Here is a 20,344-nt window from a genome sequence, read left to right as displayed (position 1 = left end):
TTGCGGCGGCGACCTGGGTGGCCTGAGAGTTCGGTGGCGTCATCGGGTCCATTGCAAATCGGTGAGCCGGTAGCTGCGTTCGAAGGGATCGATCGACACGCCAGCCAGCTGCGGGCTCGCCGCCAGCGTCTGCTGGTACCACAGCACCGGCACCAGCGGCAGACCGTCGTGCAGCGCGCCGACGATCTGCTCGCGCAACGCCTGCGCACGTGCGGCGTCGGCGCTCGACGACATCGCCGTCAGCGCGCGCGTCAGTGTCGGAGATGACCAACCCATCGCGCCCCAATCCCCGCCGGCCGTGCCGCCCTCGCGGCCCGTGCTGTCCTTGCCGCCCGTGCTGTCCTTGCCGCCCGCCGCGCCGAAGTCCTGCGCGATCGTGCCGAACGCATCGGGTACCGCGCCATAGTTGCGCGCGATCAGGCCCATCTCGAGCGTGCCGTCGCGATGGCCCAGCGGAATCTCGCTGGAGTTGCCCACCGCCACGCGGATCCGCACGCCGACCAGGCGCAGCTGCTCCTGAATCGCGGCGGCGATCACCGGCAGTTCGGGACGATCGGGGAAGGTCTGCAGCGTCAGCGCGAAACGCTTGCCGTCGCGCACCAATACGCCGTCGGTGCCGGGCCGCCAGCCGAGTTCGGCGAGCAGCGCACGGGCGCGTACGGGGTCGTGCGCGAGCGGCGGCAAATCGCCGCGATGCCAGCCGGCCAGCGCGGGCGGGAACAGCTGCGTGGCGGCCAGCGACGGCTCGCGCAGCACCGCCTGCGCGATGCCGCGCCGATCCAGTGCCAGCGACAGCGCCTGCCGCGCGCGCAGGTCGGCGAGCACCGGGTGGCCGGCGTTGAGCTTGAGCGCGGTGGTGCGCGGAATCGGCTGCTGGTGCACGCGCACCGCGGCGCCGCGCCGCAGCCGCGCCACGCTGCCGGGATCGAGCCCGTAGGCGAGTTCGGCCTGGCCGGCCTCGGCCATCAGCGCCCGCATCTCCGCGCGGCCGACCGCCAGATAGCTGGCGCGGCGCACCGCAGGGGCCGGCCCCCGCCAGCCATCGAAGGCCACCACCGAGAAGTGCTGCGGCGGCTCCAGCGTAACGACGCGGTACGGCCCCGAGCCGACGATGGCGCGCACCGCGCCGTCGGCGCCAAAGGACGCGGGCGCAAGAATCTGGGTACTGCTGTGCGACAGCAGGGCCGGCAGCGCGGGAAAGGGCCGGCGCAAGCGAATCCGCACCACCGCGCCGGACTGGACATCGGCCGCGGCATCGATGGCGGGATCGGTCACGGCATCGGTCACGGCATCAATCGCGGCGATCGGCGCCTGGCCGAGCACGCCGGCCGGATGCAGGGCGCGCCGCAGCGCGTTCACGACATCCCGAGCGCGGACCGGCGAGCCATCATGGAAGCGCGCGCCCTCGCGCAACACGAAGCGCCATTCGAGGCCGTCGGTCGATACCTGCCAGCGCGACGCCAGTGCGGCAACGGGCCGCGCCTGCGCGTCATAGTCGACCAGCGTCTCGGCGACCTGCATGCGCGCGAACAGATAGCCGCCGCGCAGCGGGTCCAGGCTCGACAGCTCCCACGGGCCGATCACGCGCACGGTGCGGTCGGCAGCGGTCTTCGTGCCTGTGCCTGTGCCTGTGCCTGTGCCTTGCGCCAGCGCCGGCGACAGGAGCGCGGCCGCGCCTGCGCCCAGCAGCCTCCGGCGGCGTGGCGAGTCGGGCGAACCGGCCGAACCAGGCGAGCTGGACGAGTTGGATGTGCCTGGCGGCATCGATTCGATCGGGAACGTGGCAGCGGGCCGTCGCATCGCGTCAATAGCTCAGCCGCAGTCCGAGCCGCACCGTGCGTCCTGCCCCGGGCGCGATCCACAGCGCGCTGTAGGAGCTGGCGTAGTAGTCGCGGTCGAACAGGTTGTGCACGTTCAGCGTCAGCCGGGCCTGCTTGCTCAGTTGCCAGTAGGCGAGCAGATCGACCAGCGTGTAGGACGGCAGCTTGAAGCTGTCGGCGCTGTCGCCGGAGCGCTTGCCGATGTAGCGCACGCCCGCGCCGACACCATAGCGTTGCCCCCACCGCGCCGCATCCTCGTAGACCGCCAGCGCGCTGGCGCTGGTGCGTGGAATATTGCGCAGCGGCGTGCCGGCGGGCAGCCGGGTGTCGGCGGTGATCTCGGCATCGGTCAGCGCGACGCTGCCCGACACGCGCCAGTGCTGGCCGACGCGGCCGGCCAGATCGAGCTCCAGGCCGCGGCTGCGGGCCTCGCCGGCGGTGGTCGAGAAGGACGGGTCGGCCGGATCGGCGGTCAGCACATTGCGCTTGTGGATCGTGAAGGCGCTCAGCGTCGCGCCGAGGCGGCGATCGTCGGTCTCGAACTTGACGCCCGCTTCGACGGCGCGGCCGCGCTCCGGCGTAAACGGCTCGCCGGCGGCGTTGCTGCCGGGATTGGGCCGGAACGAGCGGCTGGCATTGGCGAACAGCGTCACGTTGTTGCTGGCCAGATAGGCGATGCCCAGCCGCGGCGACACCGCGGTCTGGTCCTGCTCGACGCGCGTGCCGCGCAGGCGGTTGTCCAGCGTCTGCCGATACGAGTCGACCCGCAGGCCGCCCAACACGCGCCAACGTTCGCCGAAGGCAATCTGGTCCTGCGCGTACAGGCCGATGTTGGTCTGCCGCTCGTGCGTATCGGTGTTCGGCAGCAACGGCGGCGGCGTCGATCCGTAGACGGGTTCGTAGATATCGATCGGGTACGGCGTCGCGGCGGTGGGGTTGCCGCGCAGCTGCACCTGGCTGCTGCTGAAGCGATAGGCGTCGAGCCCGACCAGCAGCGTATGCGACAGCGGTCCGGTGTCGAAGCGGCCGGTCAGGTCTGCCTGCAGCGCGGTGTCGTCGGACTGGTAGTCGCGGTATCGGCGCTGGCGCCGCAGCGTGCGATCGTCGGCCGCCAGCGCGAAGGGCTCGGTCGAATACCCTTCCAGCGAGCCGCCGCGATAGGCCACCGACAGCCGGCCCTTCCATCCCGGCGAGAACTGGTGCTCGACGCCGATCTGATGCGACTGGCTGTCCAGGCGGATGTCGCCATCGCTGGGCTCGCCGAGGAAGGTCTTGCGGCCGACCGCATCGAGACGGCCGTCGACCGCGACGATGCCGCGGTCCAGCGGCGTCGAGAAGCGCTGCCATTCGCCCGCGTACTGGATCACGGTATCCGCACCGAGCGTCCATGTCAGCGACGGTGCCAGCAGATAGCGCTGGCTGTCGACGAAGGCGCGCTGGCTGCCCTGATGGTCGCCCACCGCGATCAGGCGGCCGGCGACGTTCTCGCCCAGCGGTCCGGTGACATCGGCCGCGACGCGATAGCGGTCGCGATTGCCCACTTCCATCTCGTAGTTCTGCGCCGGCTTGAATTGCGGCTGCCTGGTGACGAGATTCAGCGTACCGCCCGGCTCGCCGCTGCCATACAGCGACGAGGTCGGGCCCTTGAGCACCTCGACGCGCTCGATGGTGGCGACATCGCGCGGCGCCGTGAAGCCGCGATTGGCGACAAAGCCGTTGACCAGATAGCCGGTGCCGGTGTTCTCGTTGCCGGCGAAGCCGCGCACCGCGAAGTTGTCCCACAGTCCGCCGAAGCTGTCCTGGCGCGCGATGCCGCTGACATAGTCGAAGGTCTGCTCGAGCCGCGTGGCACCGATATCATCGATCATCGCGCGCGGCACCACGCGCACCGCCTGCGGCACCTCGCGCAGCGGCGTGTCGGTGCGCGTCGCGCCGCTGGCCTCGTCGGCGTTGTACGATGCGGCGCCGGACGTGACCACCGCAACCTCGGGCAGCACCGCTTCCTCGCGCTCCGCGGCCTCGGCGGGTTCGGCCAGCACCGCGACGGCGAACAGGGCGGCGGCGAGCGGCGGCAGCGGATGCGTCGCGCGCGATGCTCGCGCAGGCAAACTCGCTGGCAGACGCGCGTGCGGCCGCGCGGGCGATGAAATCGGCGTGGACATGGTGGATGAAGGGTGAACGAAGGCGCGCGACCACCACCACCGCCTTGCCGCCCGCGTGCGCGGCCGGCAAGGGAAGCCGCAAGCAACGACAATAAGCGGCGACAATACGGTCTGCGGTGACGCTGCCGAGCGACGGCGCGCCTTATTGAGAACGAATTTTCATTATCATTCTAGCTATGGAACGCATGACCCGTCAACGCGAGGCCGTGCTGGGCGCGCTGCGCGAGGCCGCCCGGCCGCTGAGCCCTGCCGAGATTCTGGCCGCGGCGCAACGCACGGTGCCGACGCTCGGACTCGCGACGGTCTACCGCAATATCCGCGCCATGCTGCAGGAAGGAGGACTGGTGGCGGTGCCGCTGCCGGGCCAGGCCGACCGCTACGAAGTCGCGGCGCCGCCCGATGCGATCGTGCACAAGCACTACTTCCAGTGCCTGACGTGCGACCGTGTCTTTCCGCTGGAAGGATGCCCCGGGCATCTGGAGGAAATCACGCCGCCCGGCTTCGTCGTCGAGCAGCACGAATTGACGCTGCGCGGCCGCTGCCGCGAATGCGCGACAAAAAAGGTCGGCAAGCGGCGCGCGGGCTGAGCCCGAGCAAGGAAGGAAGAAAACCGACTTAAGGCTGCGAGATCGCGAATTCGTGCGCGGTGGTGTCGAGCCGCGAAACGCGGCGCTCGACGCGCCGGTCGTGATACGACGAGGCGATCCGCGTGATCTGCAGCAGCGGGCCGCCCACCGGCACCTCCAGCAGCCGATGGTCGTCCTCGTCGGCCAGCACGGCGCGCAGCCGCTCCTCGGTGCGGATCACGTTGATGCCGAAGGCGTCCTGATAGAAGTTGTAGAGCGTGTTCGGCCGCTCGCGCAGCATGGTTTCGGTCAGCCCTTCGAACAGGGCCTCGGGCACCGTGATCGCATCGGTCATCACCGGCCTGCCGTCGAGCGACAGCACGTTGACGAAATGGAAGACGCGATCGCCGGGCGCAAGGCCGAGCGCCAGCGCCTCCTCCTTGCTGGCCTTGCCGCGCCGGAACTTCGCCAGCCGCACGCTCGGAAAGGCGCGATGGCCGTCCTCGCGCACCACGCGGAAGAAGCGGAAAAAATGATCCTCCTGCCGGTGGGTCGCGACGAAGGTGCCGCGCCCCTGATGGCGGATCATGATGTTCTCCGCCACCAGTTCGTCGATCGCCTTGCGCAGCGTGCCGATCGACACGCCGAAGCGCTCCACCAGCTTGCGTTCGGCCGGAATCGCCTCGCCCGGCTTCCACTCGCCGGCGGCCAGAGCCGCCAGGATGGCCCGCTTGACGTCCTTGTACAGCACGCCGCCGATTGCCGCGCCTGCTTCGAATTCTGCGCCCACCTTCAACGATCTCCCTGCACGGATGGATTGGCACGATGCCGGTGCCGACGCCGCTGCTGTCCAGCGGCGCCGCACGACCCGTCTATATAACATGGATGACTGCTGTCACCTGCTCCGCCCCGCCCTGCCGCCGTGAAGATCGCCTCGTTCCTTCGGTTCGATGCTTCGCTCGACTTACTCGGCGCGGATGCCCTTCTGGTCGATCAGCCTTGCCCAGCGCGCGACCTCGCCCTGGAAATAGTCCGCAAAGGGCGCGCTGGCCTGCGGGGCGGGCGAGAAGCCCGCGGCCACGATGCGGTCGCGCACCGATTTGACCTCGACCATCTTCGCCACCGCCGCGCCGACCTTGTCGACGATCGGCTTGGGCGTGCCCGCCGGCATCATCAAACCCGTCCAGTTTTCGACCAGCAGATCGGGAAAGCCCACTTCGCCGACCGTCGGCACATCGGGCAGCAGCGGATGACGCTCGCGCGTGGTCACGGCCAACGCACGCAGCTTGCCGCCCTTGACGTAGGCCAGCGACTCGGGGAAGTTGGAGAACACCACGTCGATCTGCCCGCCGATCAGGTCGGTCATCGACGGTGCACCACCTTTGTACGGCACATGCGTCAATTTGGTGCCGGTCAGGCTCTCGAACAGTGCAAGCGTCAGATGCGGCGGCGTGCCGTTGCCGCTCGAGCCCGCATTGAGCTTGCCCTTGCGTGCCGCCTCGACCAGGTCCTTCATCGACTGGATCGGCGAATTGGCCGGCACCACCACGGTCATCGGCGACGAGGCGATGCGCGCCACCGGCACCAGGTCCTTCTGCATATTGAACGGCAGCTTCGGAAACAGCGTGACGTTGGACGCGTGCGTCAGCGTGACGGCCAGCCACGTGTAGCCGTCCGCCGGCGCCTTGGCGACCTGGTCGGCGCCGATGTTGGCATTGCCGCCCGGCTTGTTGTCGATCACGATGGGCTTGCCCCATTCCTCCGACAGCTGATGGCCGACCATGCGCGCCATGATGTCGGTCAGCCCGCCGGGCGCGAATGGCACCACATAGCGAATCGGCTTGCCCGGATAGTCGGCGGGACCCTGGGCCGCCGCGGGCGCGGCCGCGGTGACGGCGGTAATGGCGGACAAGGCAACGGACAACGCGGCCACATGCCGCAGCATGGAGCGAATCAACAGGCGATGCATGGTTTGTCTCCTTTGTTTGCCGCCATCCGTGCTTTGCGGACCTCGGCGTATTTGGGCAGCCTTGGGGCAGCCCCGGGCGCATCGTCTGGACGGCGCTGCCCGGAGGCCGGCGTGAGCTGACGCTTGCTAGGCCGGGCTACCCTCCCCGGCCAGCGCCTCCAGTTCGGCCAGCAGCGCGGCGGGCACGGCGATGCCCTCGCGGCTGGCGCGTTGTTGCGATGCCTCGCGGCGCGCGCCCGGCAGGCGTGTGCCCGGGTCGGCCAACATTGCCGCCAGCAGCGCCTCGACGCGATCGTGATAGACCTGCGCGCCGCTGAACGCGCCGGGGTCCAGCACCAGGAAGACCTGCCCGATGCGCGGGCGGGCGCCCGCGTCCTCGAAGAAGGAATCGGCCTCGGCACCGAACTGCGCGCCGGCCAGCGACACCACCAGCAGCTCGACCAGCAGCGCCAGCATCGCGCCCTTGACGCCGCCGGCGGGCAGCATCGAGCCGCGCAGCGCGGCCGCCGCGTCGGTGGTCGGCTCGCCCGCTTCGTCGAGCGCCCAGCCCAGCGGGATCGGCTGGCCGGCCTTGGCGGCGACCATGATCTTGCCGCGCGCGGCCTCGGACAGCGACAGGTCGATCACCACCGGCGCGGCGCCGCGGCGTGGAAACACCGCGGCGATCGGATTGGTGCCGAATAGCGGCTTGCGTCCGCCCCAGGCCGGCATGGCCGCCGGCGAGTTGCCCAGCGCGATGCCGATCATGCCGGCGTCGGCGACCGGCTCCAGATGCGACGCGGCCGCGCCGAAGTGGTGGCTGTTGGTGACCGCGGCCACGCTGACGCCAAGCTCGCGCGCGCGAACGATCGCGTGCTCGATCGCCATCGCGCAAGCCGGAAAGGCGAACCCGCATCGGGCATCGACCAGCAGCGCGGCGCGTTGCTGCGCGCCTTGTTCGTTCGGCCCGTCCGGCGTGCGCAGCACCGGCACTGCCGCGCCGTCGACGCGGTCTCGCCGCAGATGCGCGACATACATCGGCACGCGCGAGACGCCGTGCGAGGCCAGGCCCGCCGCATCGGCCCGCACCAGCGCCGCGGCGGTGGCTTGGGCCTGCAGCGCGCTGGCGCCGGCGCGGCGCAGCGCGGCCTCGGCCAATTGGGTCAGGCGGACGGCATCGACGGCAATCGTGTTGGCAGCGCTCATGTCGATGCCTCCTGCAGCGCCTGCCGTACCTGCTGCGCGATCAGCATCGACACGCGTGCGTTGGCTTCGCGCGTGACCCCGCCGATATGCGGTGTCAGCACCAGATTGGGCACGCCTTCCAGCGGCGAGCCCGCGGTCAGCGGCTCGTGCTCGAACACGTCGAGCGCGGCGCCGGCCAGATGGCCCTCGCGCAGCGCGGCGGCCAGCGCGGCCTCGTCGACCACGCCGCCACGGGCCGTGTTGATCAGCACCGCACCCGGCCGCATCTGAGCCAGCCGACGCGTATCGAGCAGATGCCGGGTCGCCGGCACCAGCGGCACGTGCAGGCTGACCGCATCGGCTTGCGCCAGCAATGCGTCAAGGCTGCGCGGCGCGACGTCGCTGCGTTGCCAGACCGGATCGTCGTCGCGCAGCATCGGGTCATGGGCGATCACGCGCATGCCGAAGGCCTGCGCCAAGGCCGCCGTCTGCCGGCCGATGTCGCCGAAGCCGATCAGGCCCAGCGTCTTGCCCAGCGCCTCGCGCCCCTCCGAAAGACGTGCGCGCGGCCATTTGCCCTGCGTCACCTCGCCGCTGCTTTGATAGGCGCCGCGCAGCAGCATCGCCGCCGTGGTGACGACATACTCGGCGACCGAGCGTGCGTTGGCACCGGTGGCCGGAATCACGCGAATGCCGCGCGCCTTGCACGCTTCGACATCGATGTTGTCGAGGCCGACGCCGAGCCGCCCGACCACGCGCAGACGCGGCGCACTGTCGAGCAGCGCCACATCGACCTGCGTGCGGTTGCGCACGATCAGCGCGTCGGCCGAAGGCAGCGCCGCCAGCAGATCGGCGCGCCGGTCGACCCAGTCAGGCTCGTAGCGCAGTTCGAACCCGGGCGTCAGCGCGGCCACCGCGTCCGGGTCCATGAACTCGCTGATGCAGATCCGCTTCATCAGGCCGACTCGTGGATGCGGGTCAGCACGAACTCGCGGTGACCCAGCGCCTCGGCCGCGGTCCAGCGCCCGTTGGCGATGGCGAGCATGCATTCGAGCAGCTTGTCGCCGGTCTGGTCCAGATTCAGCTCGCGCTGCAGCAGGCCGGAGCAATCGACGTCCATGTGCTCGCTCATCAGGCGCACGGTCCGCGGATTCGCGCACAGCTTGATCACCGGCACGATCGGGTTGCCGATCACGTTGCCCTGGCCGGTCGGGAAGAAATGCACGACGAAGCCGGCAGCCGCGCACAGCGTCACCATCTCGGCCGCGGCCGACGACGAATCCATGAACCACAGGCCAGGATGAGTCGGCTCCTCGGCCTTGTCGAGCACGCCATCGACGGTGCATTTCTTGCCGATCTTCTGGATGTTGCCGAGCGCCTTCTCTTCGATGGTGGTCAGGCCGCCGGCGATATTGCCCTTGGTCGGCTGCGACTCGGACAGATCGGTGGTCTTCCAGCGGTCGATCATGCCCTGATAGCGCTCGAACATCGCCATGAACTGGTGGCGCACCTCGTCGTTGGCGCAGCGCGCCGCGACGATATGCTCGCCGCCGGTCAGCTCGGAGGTCTCGCCGAACACCAGCGTGGTGCCGAGCGGATGCAGCTTGTCGAAGGCATTGCCGACGGTCGGGTTGGCGCCGCAGCCCGAGGTGGTATCCGACTCGCCGCACTTGGTCGAGACCCACAGATCGGCGATCGGGCATTCGACGCGATGCAGCGCGGTCGCGTACTGCACGAACTCCTTCGCGGCCTTCGACGCGCGCTTGATGGTCTCGTGGTCGCCGTGGCCCTCGATGCCGAAGCCGACCACCGGCTTGCCGGTCTTGGCAATGCCGTCGACCACGCGCTTGGTCCAGCCGTCCTCGATGCCGATCACCACCACGGCGGCGACGTTCGGATTGCTGCCCGCGCCGATCAGCGTGCGGAAGTGCAGGTCCAGATCGGGGCCGAACTGCAGGCGGCCATAGGGATGGGGAATCGCCATCGTGCCCTTGATCGCATACGCGACCGCCTCGGCGGCGGCGTTGGACAGGTCGTCCAGCGGCAGGATGATGACGTGGTTGCGGACGCCGACCCGACCGTTGTCGCGGCGGTAGCCCCAGAAGGTGGTGTTTTGATCGATGATGGACATGGCGTGGTGTTCGGTTCTCGAATGGCTGGAATCGCCTGGATGGCCTGGATGAGCTGCGATGGCTGCGATGGCTGCGATGGCTGCGATGGCTGCGATGGCTGCAATGGCGGGGATCGAAGGACCTTCCCGCGCGGACTGCCCGGCGGCGCCGCTTACCAGCGCTTGGTCTTGATGTTGTGCACGTGAGCGTGTTCGCCGGCCTTGATCGGCGCGACCACCTTGCCGATGTCGACGCCGTACTTGTAGACCGTGTCGTTCGGCGCCATGTCGCGCAGCGCCACCTTGTGGCCGATCGGAATCGGCTGGCGCGCGGTCACCGTGATGGTGCGGTCCTCGTCCATGATCCAGGCGTTGAGCTCGGTGCCCGCCTCGATCCCTTCCACCACGGCCACGGCCACCGTGTCCTTGGCGTCGTGCAGTACGACGTGAATCATCGTTGTGTCTCCTCTGTGGGTTGGTGCGTGCATCGGATCATAGGTCGGTAACTCATAAAGGTCAACCAACTCATCTATATGAATTAGATGTATATCGATGTGCACTTCGAGCGCCTTGGCGTCCCAACGTAACCCGCCTTTGAAATGAGAAGCGTTTGCTGTCGCACGGACAAAGGCGCACGCGCCGTCCGAAGATCGGCTTTCGCGGAGCTTTCCATGGACGCGGCTGCCCGGTGCCGGAGGGAGATCGGCCGCCCCAACCTCCGCTTATCTGGAGAGTCGGTCATGCGTCCGATCAGACTGCTATTGGTGGCGTCGCTGCTGCTGAATCTGGCGTTCGTCAGCGCCACGGTGATGGCGATCCACCGCCTCGGCGGCATCAGTTATCTGGCCTTCAAGCTCAAGCACCGCGACGATGGCTCGGGCTACAGCGCCGGCCGGCTGCAGCATCTACGCTCGCTCGATGCCGCGCTGCCCGCCGGCAAGATCGTCTTCGTCGGCGACTCGATCACCGAAGCGGGGGAATGGGGCGAGTTTCTCGGCCACCACGATGTCGTCAATCGCGGCATCGGCGGCGATTCGACGGCGCGCATCCTCGACCGCATCGAATCGGTGGCGAAGACGCGGCCGTCCAAGCTGTTCCTGATGGCGGGCATCAACGACCTCGGCGCGTACGACGAGCGCGACGTGTTCGACCGCTATCGGCAGATCGTCGACACGGTCAAGCGCGTGTCTCCAGGCACGCGGATCTATCTGCAAAGCACGCTGCCAATCAACCGCGAAGTCCGCGACACCGGCCGCGACAATGGCCGCGTCGCGCAATTCAATGCGCTGCTGGCCGAACTGGCGGCCGGGGACGATCGGGTCGAATGGATCGATGTCGGCAGCGCGCTGGCGGACCGCGACGGCAACCTGGACCGCGCGTACACCTATGACGGCGTGCATCTGAACGGCGAGGGCTACGCGCGCTGGAAGGCCGTGATCCTGCCGTATCTGCGCGGCGCCAGCGTGGCGACGCGATAGGGGCATGGCGACACGGTGGGGGCGTGGCGACGGGCAGGAGCAGTGACGACGCGTTGGGGGCTTGACGACGCGATAGCGGCGTGCCGGCCGCGGAGGCATTCCCCGGGACCGGCGTGGGCAGCGCTCCAGGGCCCGGCTTCTGGTATGTTCGACGTCATCCGTTGCGGGGGAACATCGCCCGTCGCCTGTCCTCCGCCTCCGCACTGCCTTTCCAACGACGCCGCCATGTTCCAGGTAATCGCCCCTTGCCCCGCATTGGCGCCCTATGTCAACGGCTACTGGTTCGTCCAGGATCTGGAGGGCCTGTACGAAGGGCAGCCGATCGTGACCTGCCCGTATCCGGGCGCGGTGCTGTCGGTCAACTTCGGCCGCCCGAATGCGATGGAGGGCGGCGCCACGGTCCCGAAGGTCTCGCTGCTGGGTTTCCAGTCGGCCAGCCGCCGCTGGCGCTCGTGGTCGGACACGTATTTCGTCATGGCGATGTTCAGCGCCGTGGGATTGGCGCGGCTATTTCCCGGCATTGGCCCGGACTGCAAGGATCGCCTGATGGACCTCGCCAGCTACCTGGGCGACGGGGCGGCCTGCGCGCTCGAGGCAGACCTCAGCGCCGCGTGGTCGCCGGCCCGGATCGCCCGCCAACTGGACGACTGGCTGCTGCGGCGCCTCGACGCCACCCGCGCGCCAATGGAACTGCCGACCCTCGCGGCAGCCCACGCGCTGTTGCGGCAAGGCCGGCAGGTGCAGGACATCGCCCGGCTGACCGCCGTCGATCGCCGCCAACTGCACCGATGGTTCGAGCGGCATCTCGGCCTTGGCCCCAAGCAGCTGATGGACCTGGAACGGCTGCAGTCGAGCATCCAGGCCGTGCAACGCGGCGATGGCGATCCGCTGACCGGCTTCAGCGACCAGGCGCACCAGATCCGCAACTGGCGGCGTCGGCTGGCCCAGACCCCGGGCGGCTACGCCCGCGGCGGGCCTTCGCAGCTGGCCGAGTATTTCGGCCGGCAACCGGGCGACGGTCCGGCCTTCTATCTCTGACGAGGCGACGTCCGGCGTCCCAAACGTTCAATACGGCGCGTCCGCGCAGCGGCATCCTCCGATGGCACACGACAGGAGGTGGGTATGGACGTTGAAGAGATTGCGCTGGAACGAACGCCGATCGACTACACCGACGGCGAGACGACCTTCGAGGGTTACGTGGCCCGGCCCGCGGGCCTCGGGCCGTCCGCGCCGTGCGTGCTGCTGGCCCACGAGTGGAGCGGCCTGAGCGATCCCATCAAGCGCAGCGCGGACCGGCTGGCCGCATTGGGCTACGTCTGCTTCGCCGCCGACGTCTATGGCAAGGGCGTGCGCGGCGACCCGATGGGCGACAACTCGCATCTGATGAATCCGATGCTGGCCGACCGTGCCCTGCTGCGGCGACGGCTGCTGGCCGGGCTCGATGCCGCCATGGCGCTCCCCGGCGTCGATCCGGGCCGCATCGCCGCGGTCGGCTACTGCTTCGGCGGCCTGTGCGCGCTGGACCTGGCGCGCGCGGCGCCGCCGAACCTGGTCGCCGCCATCAGCATTCACGGCGTGCTACAGCCGCCAGGAATCGGCAGGCAGGAGCCGATCTGCGCAAGCGTCCTGCTGCTGCACGGCTGGGGAGACCCGGTCGCGCCGCCGGCCGATGTGCTGGCCATCGCCAGCGAACTGACCGACGCCGGGGCGGACTGGCAATTGCACGCCTATGGGCACGCGCGCCACGCCTTCACCTTCGCCGGCGCAAATTTCCCCGAGCGGGGGATCGTCTATGACGCGAAGGCCGACAGGCGCTCGTGGGCGGCGATGAAGGCGTTTCTGGCCGAGCAGTTGAGCGCAAAGGAATGCCACCCACTACTCGGACAGTGAAAAAAGCCCGACAGGATGCCGGCATGGTTCAAGTCCGCCCTGTGGGACAAGTTCGACGAGCAAGCGTCCTAAGGTTGATGGTCCGATTGCTGTAACGCAAAAAAAGCGGCGAAGCCCTCCGGGCATTCGCCGCCGCATCCTCCCGCACTGCCTTACTTCTGTTGCTGCTGCTTGCGCTCGCGCTGTTGGCCGCCTTGCTGCTGCTGGCCGCCCTTGCTTTGCTGCTGCTGTTGCTGCTGCTTGCTGCCGCTCTTTTGGCCTTGGCCTTGCTGTTGCTGAGTCATGATGGTCTCCGGATGTGCGGACAAGACGTCCGGACTCGAACCGATGCATCGAGCGTGCCAGCACGCGGATCGGCGTGATACCCGCGTTGGGAGACCTATCCTCCGCAGCGTAGGGGTCATGCGCATCGGTAAGGCAGTCGATGTCGCAGAATCTGCACGAGGTATTGTCAATGCTGCAAACGCGCCGGGGCCCGAAGCCGCTACCCCCCTTGCAGCGGCTCCGGCGACAGTGTGCCGAGCCACGCCACCAGCGCCAGGATCGCCGCGGCGCAGCCGGTTTCCAGCCACAGGCTGCGGCGCAGCGCCGCTGCTGCCCAGCGCGGTTCGCCGGAGACCAGCGCCGCGGCCAGGCGCGGGCTGAGGCGATAGCGGTTCAGGGCGGCAAGCCCCAGCATCGCGCCGAACAGCGCCAGCTTCGCCAGCAGCAGCACGCCGTAGGGGGTCGAGGCGATGGAGGCCAGCGACGGGCCGACGATCAGCCAGTAGTTGATCGCGCCGGTCAGCACCAGCGTGGCAACGACCAGCGTGCCGACGCGTGCAAACCCGGTGGCGGTGCGGCCAAGCAGCGCCAGCCGGGCCGGGGTCGCGTGCGGCGCGCGGGCGGCCATGACGACGAAGCCCAGCAACGCGCCGACCCAGGTACCGGCCGCAAGCAGATGCGCGATGTCGGCGCCGAGATGAAGGTAGCGGCGGGCTCCCTCGCCGATGGCGCCGTGGCCCGCCCACGCCAGCGTGGCGAGCGCCACGGCCGCCGCAACGGTCGCGATGCCGAGGCGAAGCCCGTGTGGCAGGCCGCGCAGTGAAAGGGCAAGCAACGCGGCAAGCAGCGCCGCCATCCGCACACCCCAGGCCACGCCAAAGTCGGTGGCGCTCAGCACCATGCCGACGGTTTCCGGGTCCAGATGTGCGTATTGCGCGACGCCCGACAGCGCCTTGGCCATCATCAGCAGATTGCCGACGGACAGAAGCAGTCCGGCGATCGCGCCACCGGCTGCTGCGTACAGCACCGATGTGGCGAAGCGCGATCGGCGCTCGTCGCCGCGCAGCGCATGGACGACAAAAAACGGCAGCCCGAACACCAGCATCAGGTCCAGGTACAGCGCGAACCGCAACAGAACGGTCGGCCAGTCCGCCGGCATCGGATCACTTCACCTGGAACGAGACCTTGCCGCTGACCGGATGCGTATCCGACCCGACCGCACGCCATTCCAGACGGTAGCTGCCGGGCACCAGCGGCTTGGCCGGCGTGACAACCAGCGTCTTCGCGTCTTCTCCCGGCGACACGGCGGCCGCAATCTTCATCGGCCCATGATTGGCCATGCCCGGCATGCCTGTCATCAGCAGATTGGCGCCGGAGAACTGCTTCACCAGGCCCTCGGAGAAGCGCAGCTCGATCCGGTCCGGCGCGGACACTTCGGCGTTGTCCGCGGGTGTCGATGACAGCAGCCGGGGGTGCGCGAAGGCGCTGTGGCCACTCAGCAGCGCCGCGCCGAGCAGCAAGGTATGGACGGTCGTACGGATCGCACGCATGGGACGCTCCCTGAGAAGTCAGCGAGAAAGACGGTACGGCTCAGAACCAGACGCGCACGCCGGCGACGAAACGCGTCTCGCCGCTGCGCCCGCCTGATGCGCGCACCATGTCGGCCGTATTGCCGAAGGTCTGGTAGCGCTCGACACCGATGTACGGCGCGAATTGCCGGTTGAACTCGTAGCGTAGCCGCACGCCGACGGCGCCGTTGGACAGGCCGCTGCCGACGCCGACCTCGCGGTCGTTCTTGCCGTAGAAGTTCGCCTCGATGCGCGGCTGCAGGATCAGCCGCTGCGTGATCAGCAGTTCGTACTCGGCCGACAGCCGCAGCGCCGTCCGCCCTTCGGTGCCGAGGTAGCCGGTGGCGTCGACTTCGAACCAGTATGGCGCCAGACCCTGCACACCAAACGCCAGCCAGTTGCGCGCCGGACGGCCGTGGCCGGCGTCGTTGCGGATACCAAGCTGGGTGTCCCAATAGCTGGCGATGGCGTGGCCCCACAGCAGCTCGGTGCGAGCCTCGTGCACCTTGCCGCGTTCGACTTCGCCCTCGGCCTTGATCACCAGCCGGTCGTAGGTGCCGCCGAACCAGGCTTGTGCCTCGTACGCGGCCGCGCTGGTCTCGGTGCCGCGCGCCCACTCGAGGCGGTCCACCAGCACCGAGCCGAACAGATGCTCGTCGGCCATATGCAACTGGCGATGTGGGCCGAGCGCGTACTGCCCGACGCCAAGGCGATGGCCGCCGGAGTAAGCGTGCGGGTCACGCGCGTCGGGCGGCGCGCTGCCGCCCTGCATCTTCATGTCGCCGTGGTCCATCGCCGGCTGCGGGGCGGTGCCGCGGGACGGTGGTGGCTTGGTGCCGTGGTCGGTCTGCTGGTGCTGGTGCTGGTGCTGGTGCTGGTGCTGGTGCTGATGATGCTGCGCGTGCTCGTCATGCTGCTGATGCCGCTGATGCTGCTGGTGCTGCTGGTGCTGCTGGTGCTGCTGATGGTCGGCGTGATCGTGCTGGTGCGCTTGCTGCCCCCAGGCGGCATGAATGCCGGCGGACGCCAGCAGGATGGCAAGGAGTGTTTTCGTTGGCATGGCTCGGGCCCCGTGCGTCTTGGAATTCGGATGGAAGCTCGGGCCCATCAGGCCACCAGCACTTCGCGGAACATGCCTGCGTCCATATGCATCATCAGATGGCAATGCCAGGCCCAACGTCCGACAGCATCGGCCGTGACGAGGAAGCTGATGCGCTGCGCCGGCTGCACCGGAATCGTGTGCCGGCGCGCCTGGAAGTCGCCGTCCGGTGTCTCCAGCTCGCTCCACATGCCGTGCAGGTGCATCGGGTGGGTCATCATCGTGTCGTTGTGCAGGATCACCCGCAGCCGTTCGCCGTGGCGGAAGTAGACCGGCGTCGACTTGCCGAACTCCAGGCCGTCGAACGACCACGTGTAGCGCTCCATGTTGCCGGTCAGGTGCAGCTCGACCTCACGCCCCGGCCCCCGGGGGTCCATCGGACCGCCGATGGTCCGCATGTCGGCCAGCGTCAGCGCGCGCCGCCCGTTGTTGCGCAGACCGATGCCCGGATCGTCGAGATTGGTGCGCGCCATATCGACCCGCATGTCGGTGCTCGGGCCGTATTCGGTGCGCGCATGGCGGGCGGTCTTGCCGGGCACCTTGAGCGAGCCATCCGACCGCATCGCCGGCATCGCGTGCTGGCTGTGGTCCATCGCCATGCCACCGTGGTGCATACCGTGCATGCCATGCGCCCCGTGCGCCCCGTGCATGCCGTTCGCCCCGTGCGTGCCATGCGTGCCCCGCGTGGCGCCGTGGTCGTGCCCGCCGCCATGGCCCATGCCTGCCATCCCAGCCGCGCCCATCGCCCCCATGTCCCCCATCATGTCGGTCATGGTCAGCCATTCGGCCTTGTCGAGCGCCGGCACGGCGGCCTGCAGCCCCTCGCGCGTCGCCAGCGTGCCGCGCGCGTAGCCGGTGCGGTCCATCGACTGCGAGAAGATCGTGTAGGCCTCGTCGCGCGGCTCCACCAGGACATCGCAGGTCTCGCCGGGGCCGAAGCGGAATTCGTCGACCGTCACAGGCTCGATGTTCTGGCCGTCGACCTGCACGACCTTGAGCTTCAGCCCCGGAATGCGCACGTCATAGAAGGTATTGCCGCTGCCATTGATGAAGCGCAGCCGCACCTTGTCGCCCGGCTTGAACAGGCCCGTCCAGTTGCCGGCCGGCGTCACGCCGTTGGTCAGGTAGGTCAGCGTATGCGCGGACAGATCGGCCAGATCGGTCGGGCTCATCCGCATCTGGTTCCACATGCGACGCTTGTCGACGGCCGCCTTGACGCCGTCGTTGGCGACATCGCGGAAGAAGTCGACGACGGTGGGCTGGTTGTAGTTGTAGTAGTCGCTCTGGGTCTTGAGCTTGGACAGCACCCGCATGCCGTCCTCGTCGGTCCAGTCGGACAGCAGCACGGTATGGTCGCGGTCCGCGCGGATCGAATCGTCGTCGCCGTCGATGATCAGGCCGCCGTAGACGCCGGTCATCTCCTGGAAGCCGGAGTGCGAGTGGTACCAGTAGCTGCCGCTCTGCACGACCTTGAAGCGGTAGGTGAAGGTCTGGCCCGGCGCGATGCCGGGGAAGCTGATGCCTGGCACGCCGTCCATCTCGAACGGCAGGATGATGCCGTGCCAGTGGATCGAGGTCGGCTCGCGCAAGCGGTTGGTGACGCGGATCGTCACCATATCGCCCTTGCGCCAGCGCAGCGTCGGGCCGGGCAGCATGCCGTTGATGGTGTGGGCGATGGCCGGCTTGCCGGTGAAGTTGACGACCGCCTCCTCGATGACCAGGTCGAACTCGGTGCCGGTCAGCACCGGCGCGCTGCCGCTGCCCGCGCGCCGTGGCGCGCCCGCGTTCTGCGCCCATGCCGCGGCCGGCAAGCCCGACAGCGCACCGAGCACGCCGCCGGCGACCAGACCTTGCACGAAGCGCCGGCGGGACAGATGGGGCGGCAGGGCCAGGGCGGGCGGGGCAAAACGAGGCATGGAGGCGGTTCCTTGTGGTCTATCGCGTTCTATCGCGTTTATCGCTTCTATCGCGTCGCCAGCATAAGGACGGCGCAGTAACCGGCCAATTACCTCGACATTACATTCCGGTAATGTTCGCGTCATGTTGGTTGGCCTCGCCCTACACTATCGCGACAGCGGCTGCGGGCGCCTCATGGTTGCCGCGCGAGACGGGAAGCGGGAAGCGCAAATGAAATTGCTGGTAGTCGAAGACGAGGCCAAGACCGGGGAATACCTGCGGCAGGGTCTGACCGAGGCGGGGTTCGTGGTGGACCTGGCCGCCAACGGCCTGGACGGCCAGCATCTGGCCATGACGGAAACCTACGACCTGATCGTGCTCGACGTGATGCTGCCCGACGTCGACGGCTGGCGCATCGTGCAGACGCTGCGCGCCGCCGACAACCGGGTCCCGGTGCTGTTCCTGACGGCACGCGACAGCGTCGCCGATCGCGTCAAGGGATTGGAACTCGGCGCCGACGACTATCTGGTCAAACCGTTCGCCTTCGCCGAACTACTGGCGCGCGTCCGCACGCTGCTGCGCCGCGGCGCCACGCAGGTGGCGCTGGACCGCATCCAGATCGCCGACCTGGTGCTGGACCTGGCTCGTCGCCGCGCGACGCGCGCGGGCCGGCGCATCGTGCTGACCAACAAGGAGTTCTCGCTGCTCGAACTGCTGGCCCGCCGGCGCGGCGAGGTGCTGCCGCGCTCGCTGATCGCCTCGCAGGTCTGGGACATGAACTTCGACAGCGACAGCAACGTGATCGACGTCGCCATCCGCCGCCTGCGCGCCAAGATCGACGACGATTTCGACCTCAAGCTGATCCAGACGGTGCGCGGCATGGGCTACGTGCTCGAAAACCCGGAGGACGCCGACTGATGCCGCGCCTGTCACTGACGGCCCGGCTGACCGCGCTGTTCTCGCTGACTTCGGCGTGCGTGCTGCTGGGCCTGGGATGGCTGATCTTCTCGGCGATGGACCGGCATTTCGCCGATCAGGATTACGCGCTGCTTGGCGACAATCTGCGGATGGTCGAGCGGATCGCCACGGCCGGACCGGCCGACGGCATGGCCGCGCGGCTGGCCGATGCGCAGAAGCACCACGGCGGCCTGCTGATCCATGTTCAGGGCGGGACAGCCGATCCGCTGTTTGCCAGCCCCGGCGTCGATTTCCTCCCGGCCCTCGATGCGGCGACGCGAGGCGGCGCTGACGACGACGCGCTCGAATGGCGGCAGAACGGCCAGCTGTATCGCGGCATGGTGCGTACCGTGCGCGATCCGGCTACAGGTGAGCCGCTGCGCATTCTGGTCGGCATGGACACCGAGATCCACGACCACTTCATTCACGCCTTTCGCCAGTCGCTGGTGTTCTATATCGCGCTCGCCGCGCTGGCCAGCGGCGTGCTCGGCTGGTGGGCGGCGCGACGGGGACTGTCGCCCTTGCGCACCATGGCCTCGCGCGCGCAGACCGTGACCGGCAGCAAGCTGTACGAGCGGATGCCGGTCGAAGCCGTTCCCGTCGAAATGGCCGACCTGGCAGCGAACCTGAACGCGATGCTGGCCCGGCTGCAGGACGATTTCCGCCGGCTCTCCGAGTTTTCGTCGGACCTGGCGCACGAGCTGCGCACGCCGATCACCAATCTGATGACGCAAACCCAGGTCGCCCTGTCGCAGCCGCGCGATGCCGCCAAATACCGCGAGATCCTCGCCTCGAACGCCGAGGAGCTGCAACGCCTGGCGCGCATGGTGTCCGACATGCTGTATCTGGCCAAGATGGAACACGGGCTCGATCTGCCGAACACCGAGGCGATCCGCATCGCCGACGAGGTGCGCGCGCTGTTCGACTTCTACGAGGCGCTGGCCGAAGACAAGGCGGTGCGGCTGGCGCTGCAGGGAGACGGCCGGATCCGTGGTGATCGACTGATGCTGCGGCGGGCGCTCAGCAATCTGATTTCGAACGCGCTGCGCTATACGCCGCCGGGCGGCAGTATTGTCGTCGACGTGGCGGACGCCGGCGAACACGTCGAGGTCGCGGTGGAGAACGATGGCCCCGAGATCGACCCGGGCCTGCTGCCTTCGATCTTCGATCGCTTCTCGCGGGGGGACAAGTCGCGGACGAGGCCGGAGTCGGACAGCGTGGGGCTGGGGCTGTCGATCACCAGGGCCATCATGCTCGCGCATGGCGGGGATATCGCGGTGCGGTCGGAGCGGGGGAAGACGCGGTTTGCCTTGCGGTTTCCGAAGCAGGCGAGCTGACGGCTGGCGGCGGGCGGCGGGCGGCGGGCGGCTGGCGGCTTGTCGCTGTCGACAAAGAAAAAGG

Annotated in this window: 19 protein-coding genes; 6 read left to right on the top strand and 13 right to left on the bottom strand. The window is 68.7% G+C overall.

The window, feature by feature from the left end; translation table 11 throughout:
* Positions 1-39 precede the first annotated feature (39 nt).
* Together HTY53_RS16630 and HTY53_RS16625 are read right to left on the bottom strand one after the other, a co-directional pair.
* Positions 40-1,590, bottom strand: a complete 1,551-nt coding sequence (locus HTY53_RS16630; protein WP_368041016.1) for an ABC transporter substrate-binding protein — start codon at positions 1,588-1,590, stop codon at positions 40-42.
* A 214-nt stretch (positions 1,591-1,804) separates the two neighbouring features.
* Positions 1,805-3,982 carry a TonB-dependent siderophore receptor gene (locus HTY53_RS16625; protein WP_174107700.1) on the bottom strand — a complete coding sequence of 726 codons (2,178 nt, stop codon included), beginning with the start codon at positions 3,980-3,982 and terminating at the stop codon, positions 1,805-1,807.
* Positions 3,983-4,158: 176 nt separating this feature from the next.
* Between HTY53_RS16625 and HTY53_RS16620 the strand changes: the two genes are divergently transcribed.
* Positions 4,159-4,569, top strand: a complete 411-nt coding sequence (locus tag HTY53_RS16620; RefSeq protein ID WP_174107699.1) for a Fur family transcriptional regulator — start codon at positions 4,159-4,161, stop codon at positions 4,567-4,569.
* A 28-nt stretch (positions 4,570-4,597) separates the two neighbouring features.
* Here HTY53_RS16620 and HTY53_RS16615 read toward each other — a convergent pair whose 3' ends face one another.
* The 6 genes from HTY53_RS16615 to HTY53_RS16590 all read right to left on the bottom strand — a co-directional run bounded on the left by HTY53_RS16615 (position 4,598) and on the right by HTY53_RS16590 (position 10,246).
* Positions 4,598-5,338, bottom strand: coding sequence for a GntR family transcriptional regulator (locus tag HTY53_RS16615; RefSeq protein WP_174107698.1), 741 nt, complete (start codon positions 5,336-5,338; stop codon positions 4,598-4,600).
* A gap of 174 nt (positions 5,339-5,512) precedes the next feature.
* Positions 5,513-6,517, bottom strand: coding sequence for a Bug family tripartite tricarboxylate transporter substrate binding protein (locus HTY53_RS16610; RefSeq protein ID WP_174107697.1), 1,005 nt, complete (start codon positions 6,515-6,517; stop codon positions 5,513-5,515).
* A 126-nt stretch (positions 6,518-6,643) separates the two neighbouring features.
* Positions 6,644-7,702, bottom strand: a complete 1,059-nt coding sequence (locus HTY53_RS16605; RefSeq protein ID WP_174107696.1) for an Ldh family oxidoreductase — start codon at positions 7,700-7,702, stop codon at positions 6,644-6,646.
* Positions 7,699-8,637, bottom strand: coding sequence for a hydroxyacid dehydrogenase (locus HTY53_RS16600; protein ID WP_174107695.1), 939 nt, complete (start codon positions 8,635-8,637; stop codon positions 7,699-7,701). The genes HTY53_RS16605 and HTY53_RS16600 overlap by 4 nt, the downstream gene beginning before the upstream one ends.
* Complete coding sequence (locus HTY53_RS16595; RefSeq protein WP_174107694.1) at positions 8,637-9,812, bottom strand: UxaA family hydrolase; 1,176 nt, start codon at positions 9,810-9,812, stop codon at positions 8,637-8,639. Before HTY53_RS16595 ends, HTY53_RS16600 begins: the two co-directional genes overlap by 1 nt.
* Before the next feature lie 152 nt (positions 9,813-9,964).
* Positions 9,965-10,246 (bottom strand): UxaA family hydrolase, encoded by a 282-nt coding sequence (locus HTY53_RS16590; protein ID WP_006575911.1) that lies wholly within the window; start codon positions 10,244-10,246, stop codon positions 9,965-9,967.
* Between the two features lie 285 nt (positions 10,247-10,531).
* On the opposite strand from HTY53_RS16590, the gene HTY53_RS16585 reads away from it, so the two are divergent.
* The 3 genes from HTY53_RS16585 to HTY53_RS16575 all read left to right on the top strand — a co-directional run bounded on the left by HTY53_RS16585 (position 10,532) and on the right by HTY53_RS16575 (position 13,159).
* On the top strand, positions 10,532-11,269 hold the full coding sequence (locus tag HTY53_RS16585) for a GDSL-type esterase/lipase family protein (RefSeq protein WP_174107693.1): 738 nt from the start codon (positions 10,532-10,534) through the stop codon (positions 11,267-11,269).
* 225 nt (positions 11,270-11,494) lie between these two features.
* Entirely contained in the window at positions 11,495-12,307 is an 813-nt protein-coding gene (locus HTY53_RS16580; RefSeq protein ID WP_174107692.1) for a helix-turn-helix domain-containing protein, read from the top strand.
* Between the two features lie 84 nt (positions 12,308-12,391).
* Entirely contained in the window at positions 12,392-13,159 is a 768-nt protein-coding gene (locus HTY53_RS16575; protein WP_174107691.1) for a dienelactone hydrolase family protein, read from the top strand.
* Between the two features lie 152 nt (positions 13,160-13,311).
* On the opposite strand, the gene HTY53_RS24940 is transcribed toward HTY53_RS16575, so the two are convergent.
* The 5 genes from HTY53_RS24940 to HTY53_RS16555 form a co-directional block, all read right to left on the bottom strand.
* A complete protein-coding gene (locus HTY53_RS24940; RefSeq protein WP_255650794.1) occupies positions 13,312-13,443 on the bottom strand; it encodes a hypothetical protein in 132 nt (43 codons plus the stop codon).
* Positions 13,444-13,643: 200 nt separating this feature from the next.
* On the bottom strand, positions 13,644-14,582 hold the full coding sequence (gene copD / locus HTY53_RS16570) for a copper homeostasis membrane protein CopD (RefSeq protein WP_174107690.1): 939 nt from the start codon (positions 14,580-14,582) through the stop codon (positions 13,644-13,646).
* A 4-nt stretch (positions 14,583-14,586) separates the two neighbouring features.
* Positions 14,587-14,973 (bottom strand): copper homeostasis periplasmic binding protein CopC, encoded by a 387-nt coding sequence (gene copC / locus HTY53_RS16565; RefSeq protein ID WP_174107689.1) that lies wholly within the window; start codon positions 14,971-14,973, stop codon positions 14,587-14,589.
* Positions 14,974-15,013: 40 nt separating this feature from the next.
* Positions 15,014-16,051: a copper resistance protein B gene (locus HTY53_RS16560; protein WP_174107688.1), complete on the bottom strand. Its 1,038-nt coding sequence runs from the start codon at positions 16,049-16,051 to the stop codon at positions 15,014-15,016.
* 47 nt (positions 16,052-16,098) lie between these two features.
* Positions 16,099-18,006: a copper resistance system multicopper oxidase gene (locus tag HTY53_RS16555; RefSeq protein WP_174107687.1), complete on the bottom strand. Its 1,908-nt coding sequence runs from the start codon at positions 18,004-18,006 to the stop codon at positions 16,099-16,101.
* 211 nt (positions 18,007-18,217) lie between these two features.
* On the opposite strand from HTY53_RS16555, the gene HTY53_RS16550 reads away from it, so the two are divergent.
* Together HTY53_RS16550 and HTY53_RS16545 are read left to right on the top strand one after the other, a co-directional pair.
* Positions 18,218-18,904, top strand: a complete 687-nt coding sequence (locus tag HTY53_RS16550; RefSeq protein ID WP_174107686.1) for a heavy metal response regulator transcription factor — start codon at positions 18,218-18,220, stop codon at positions 18,902-18,904.
* Positions 18,904-20,280, top strand: coding sequence for a heavy metal sensor histidine kinase (locus HTY53_RS16545; RefSeq protein WP_174107685.1), 1,377 nt, complete (start codon positions 18,904-18,906; stop codon positions 20,278-20,280). Before HTY53_RS16550 ends, HTY53_RS16545 begins: the two co-directional genes overlap by 1 nt.
* The last annotated feature ends 64 nt before the right edge of the window (positions 20,281-20,344 follow it).

This window comes from Cupriavidus gilardii (assembly GCF_013314895.1).
Taxonomy (GTDB): Bacteria; Pseudomonadota; Gammaproteobacteria; order Burkholderiales; family Burkholderiaceae; genus Cupriavidus; species Cupriavidus gilardii_C.
The sequence above is the reverse complement of the archived record's forward strand: the minus strand, read 5'-3'. Positions and strand labels throughout refer to the sequence as shown.

Coding starts and splice junctions, on each gene's coding strand:
- HTY53_RS16550 (WP_174107686.1), top strand. CDS start 18,218: ATGAAATTGCTGGTAGTCGAAGACGAGGCCAAGACCGGGGAATACCTG.
- HTY53_RS16585 (WP_174107693.1), top strand. CDS start 10,532: ATGCGTCCGATCAGACTGCTATTGGTGGCGTCGCTGCTGCTGAATCTG.
- HTY53_RS16560 (WP_174107688.1), bottom strand. CDS start 16,051: ATGCCAACGAAAACACTCCTTGCCATCCTGCTGGCGTCCGCCGGCATT.
- HTY53_RS16575 (WP_174107691.1), top strand. CDS start 12,392: ATGGACGTTGAAGAGATTGCGCTGGAACGAACGCCGATCGACTACACC.
- copC (WP_174107689.1), bottom strand. CDS start 14,973: ATGCGTGCGATCCGTACGACCGTCCATACCTTGCTGCTCGGCGCGGCG.
- HTY53_RS16595 (WP_174107694.1), bottom strand. CDS start 9,812: ATGTCCATCATCGATCAAAACACCACCTTCTGGGGCTACCGCCGCGAC.
- copD (WP_174107690.1), bottom strand. CDS start 14,582: ATGCCGGCGGACTGGCCGACCGTTCTGTTGCGGTTCGCGCTGTACCTG.
- HTY53_RS16605 (WP_174107696.1), bottom strand. CDS start 7,702: ATGAGCGCTGCCAACACGATTGCCGTCGATGCCGTCCGCCTGACCCAA.
- HTY53_RS24940 (WP_255650794.1), bottom strand. CDS start 13,443: ATGACTCAGCAACAGCAAGGCCAAGGCCAAAAGAGCGGCAGCAAGCAG.
- HTY53_RS16625 (WP_174107700.1), bottom strand. CDS start 3,982: ATGTCCACGCCGATTTCATCGCCCGCGCGGCCGCACGCGCGTCTGCCA.
- HTY53_RS16545 (WP_174107685.1), top strand. CDS start 18,904: ATGCCGCGCCTGTCACTGACGGCCCGGCTGACCGCGCTGTTCTCGCTG.
- HTY53_RS16555 (WP_174107687.1), bottom strand. CDS start 18,006: ATGCCTCGTTTTGCCCCGCCCGCCCTGGCCCTGCCGCCCCATCTGTCC.
- HTY53_RS16610 (WP_174107697.1), bottom strand. CDS start 6,517: ATGCATCGCCTGTTGATTCGCTCCATGCTGCGGCATGTGGCCGCGTTG.
- HTY53_RS16580 (WP_174107692.1), top strand. CDS start 11,495: ATGTTCCAGGTAATCGCCCCTTGCCCCGCATTGGCGCCCTATGTCAAC.
- HTY53_RS16600 (WP_174107695.1), bottom strand. CDS start 8,637: ATGAAGCGGATCTGCATCAGCGAGTTCATGGACCCGGACGCGGTGGCC.
- HTY53_RS16590 (WP_006575911.1), bottom strand. CDS start 10,246: ATGATTCACGTCGTACTGCACGACGCCAAGGACACGGTGGCCGTGGCC.
- HTY53_RS16620 (WP_174107699.1), top strand. CDS start 4,159: ATGGAACGCATGACCCGTCAACGCGAGGCCGTGCTGGGCGCGCTGCGC.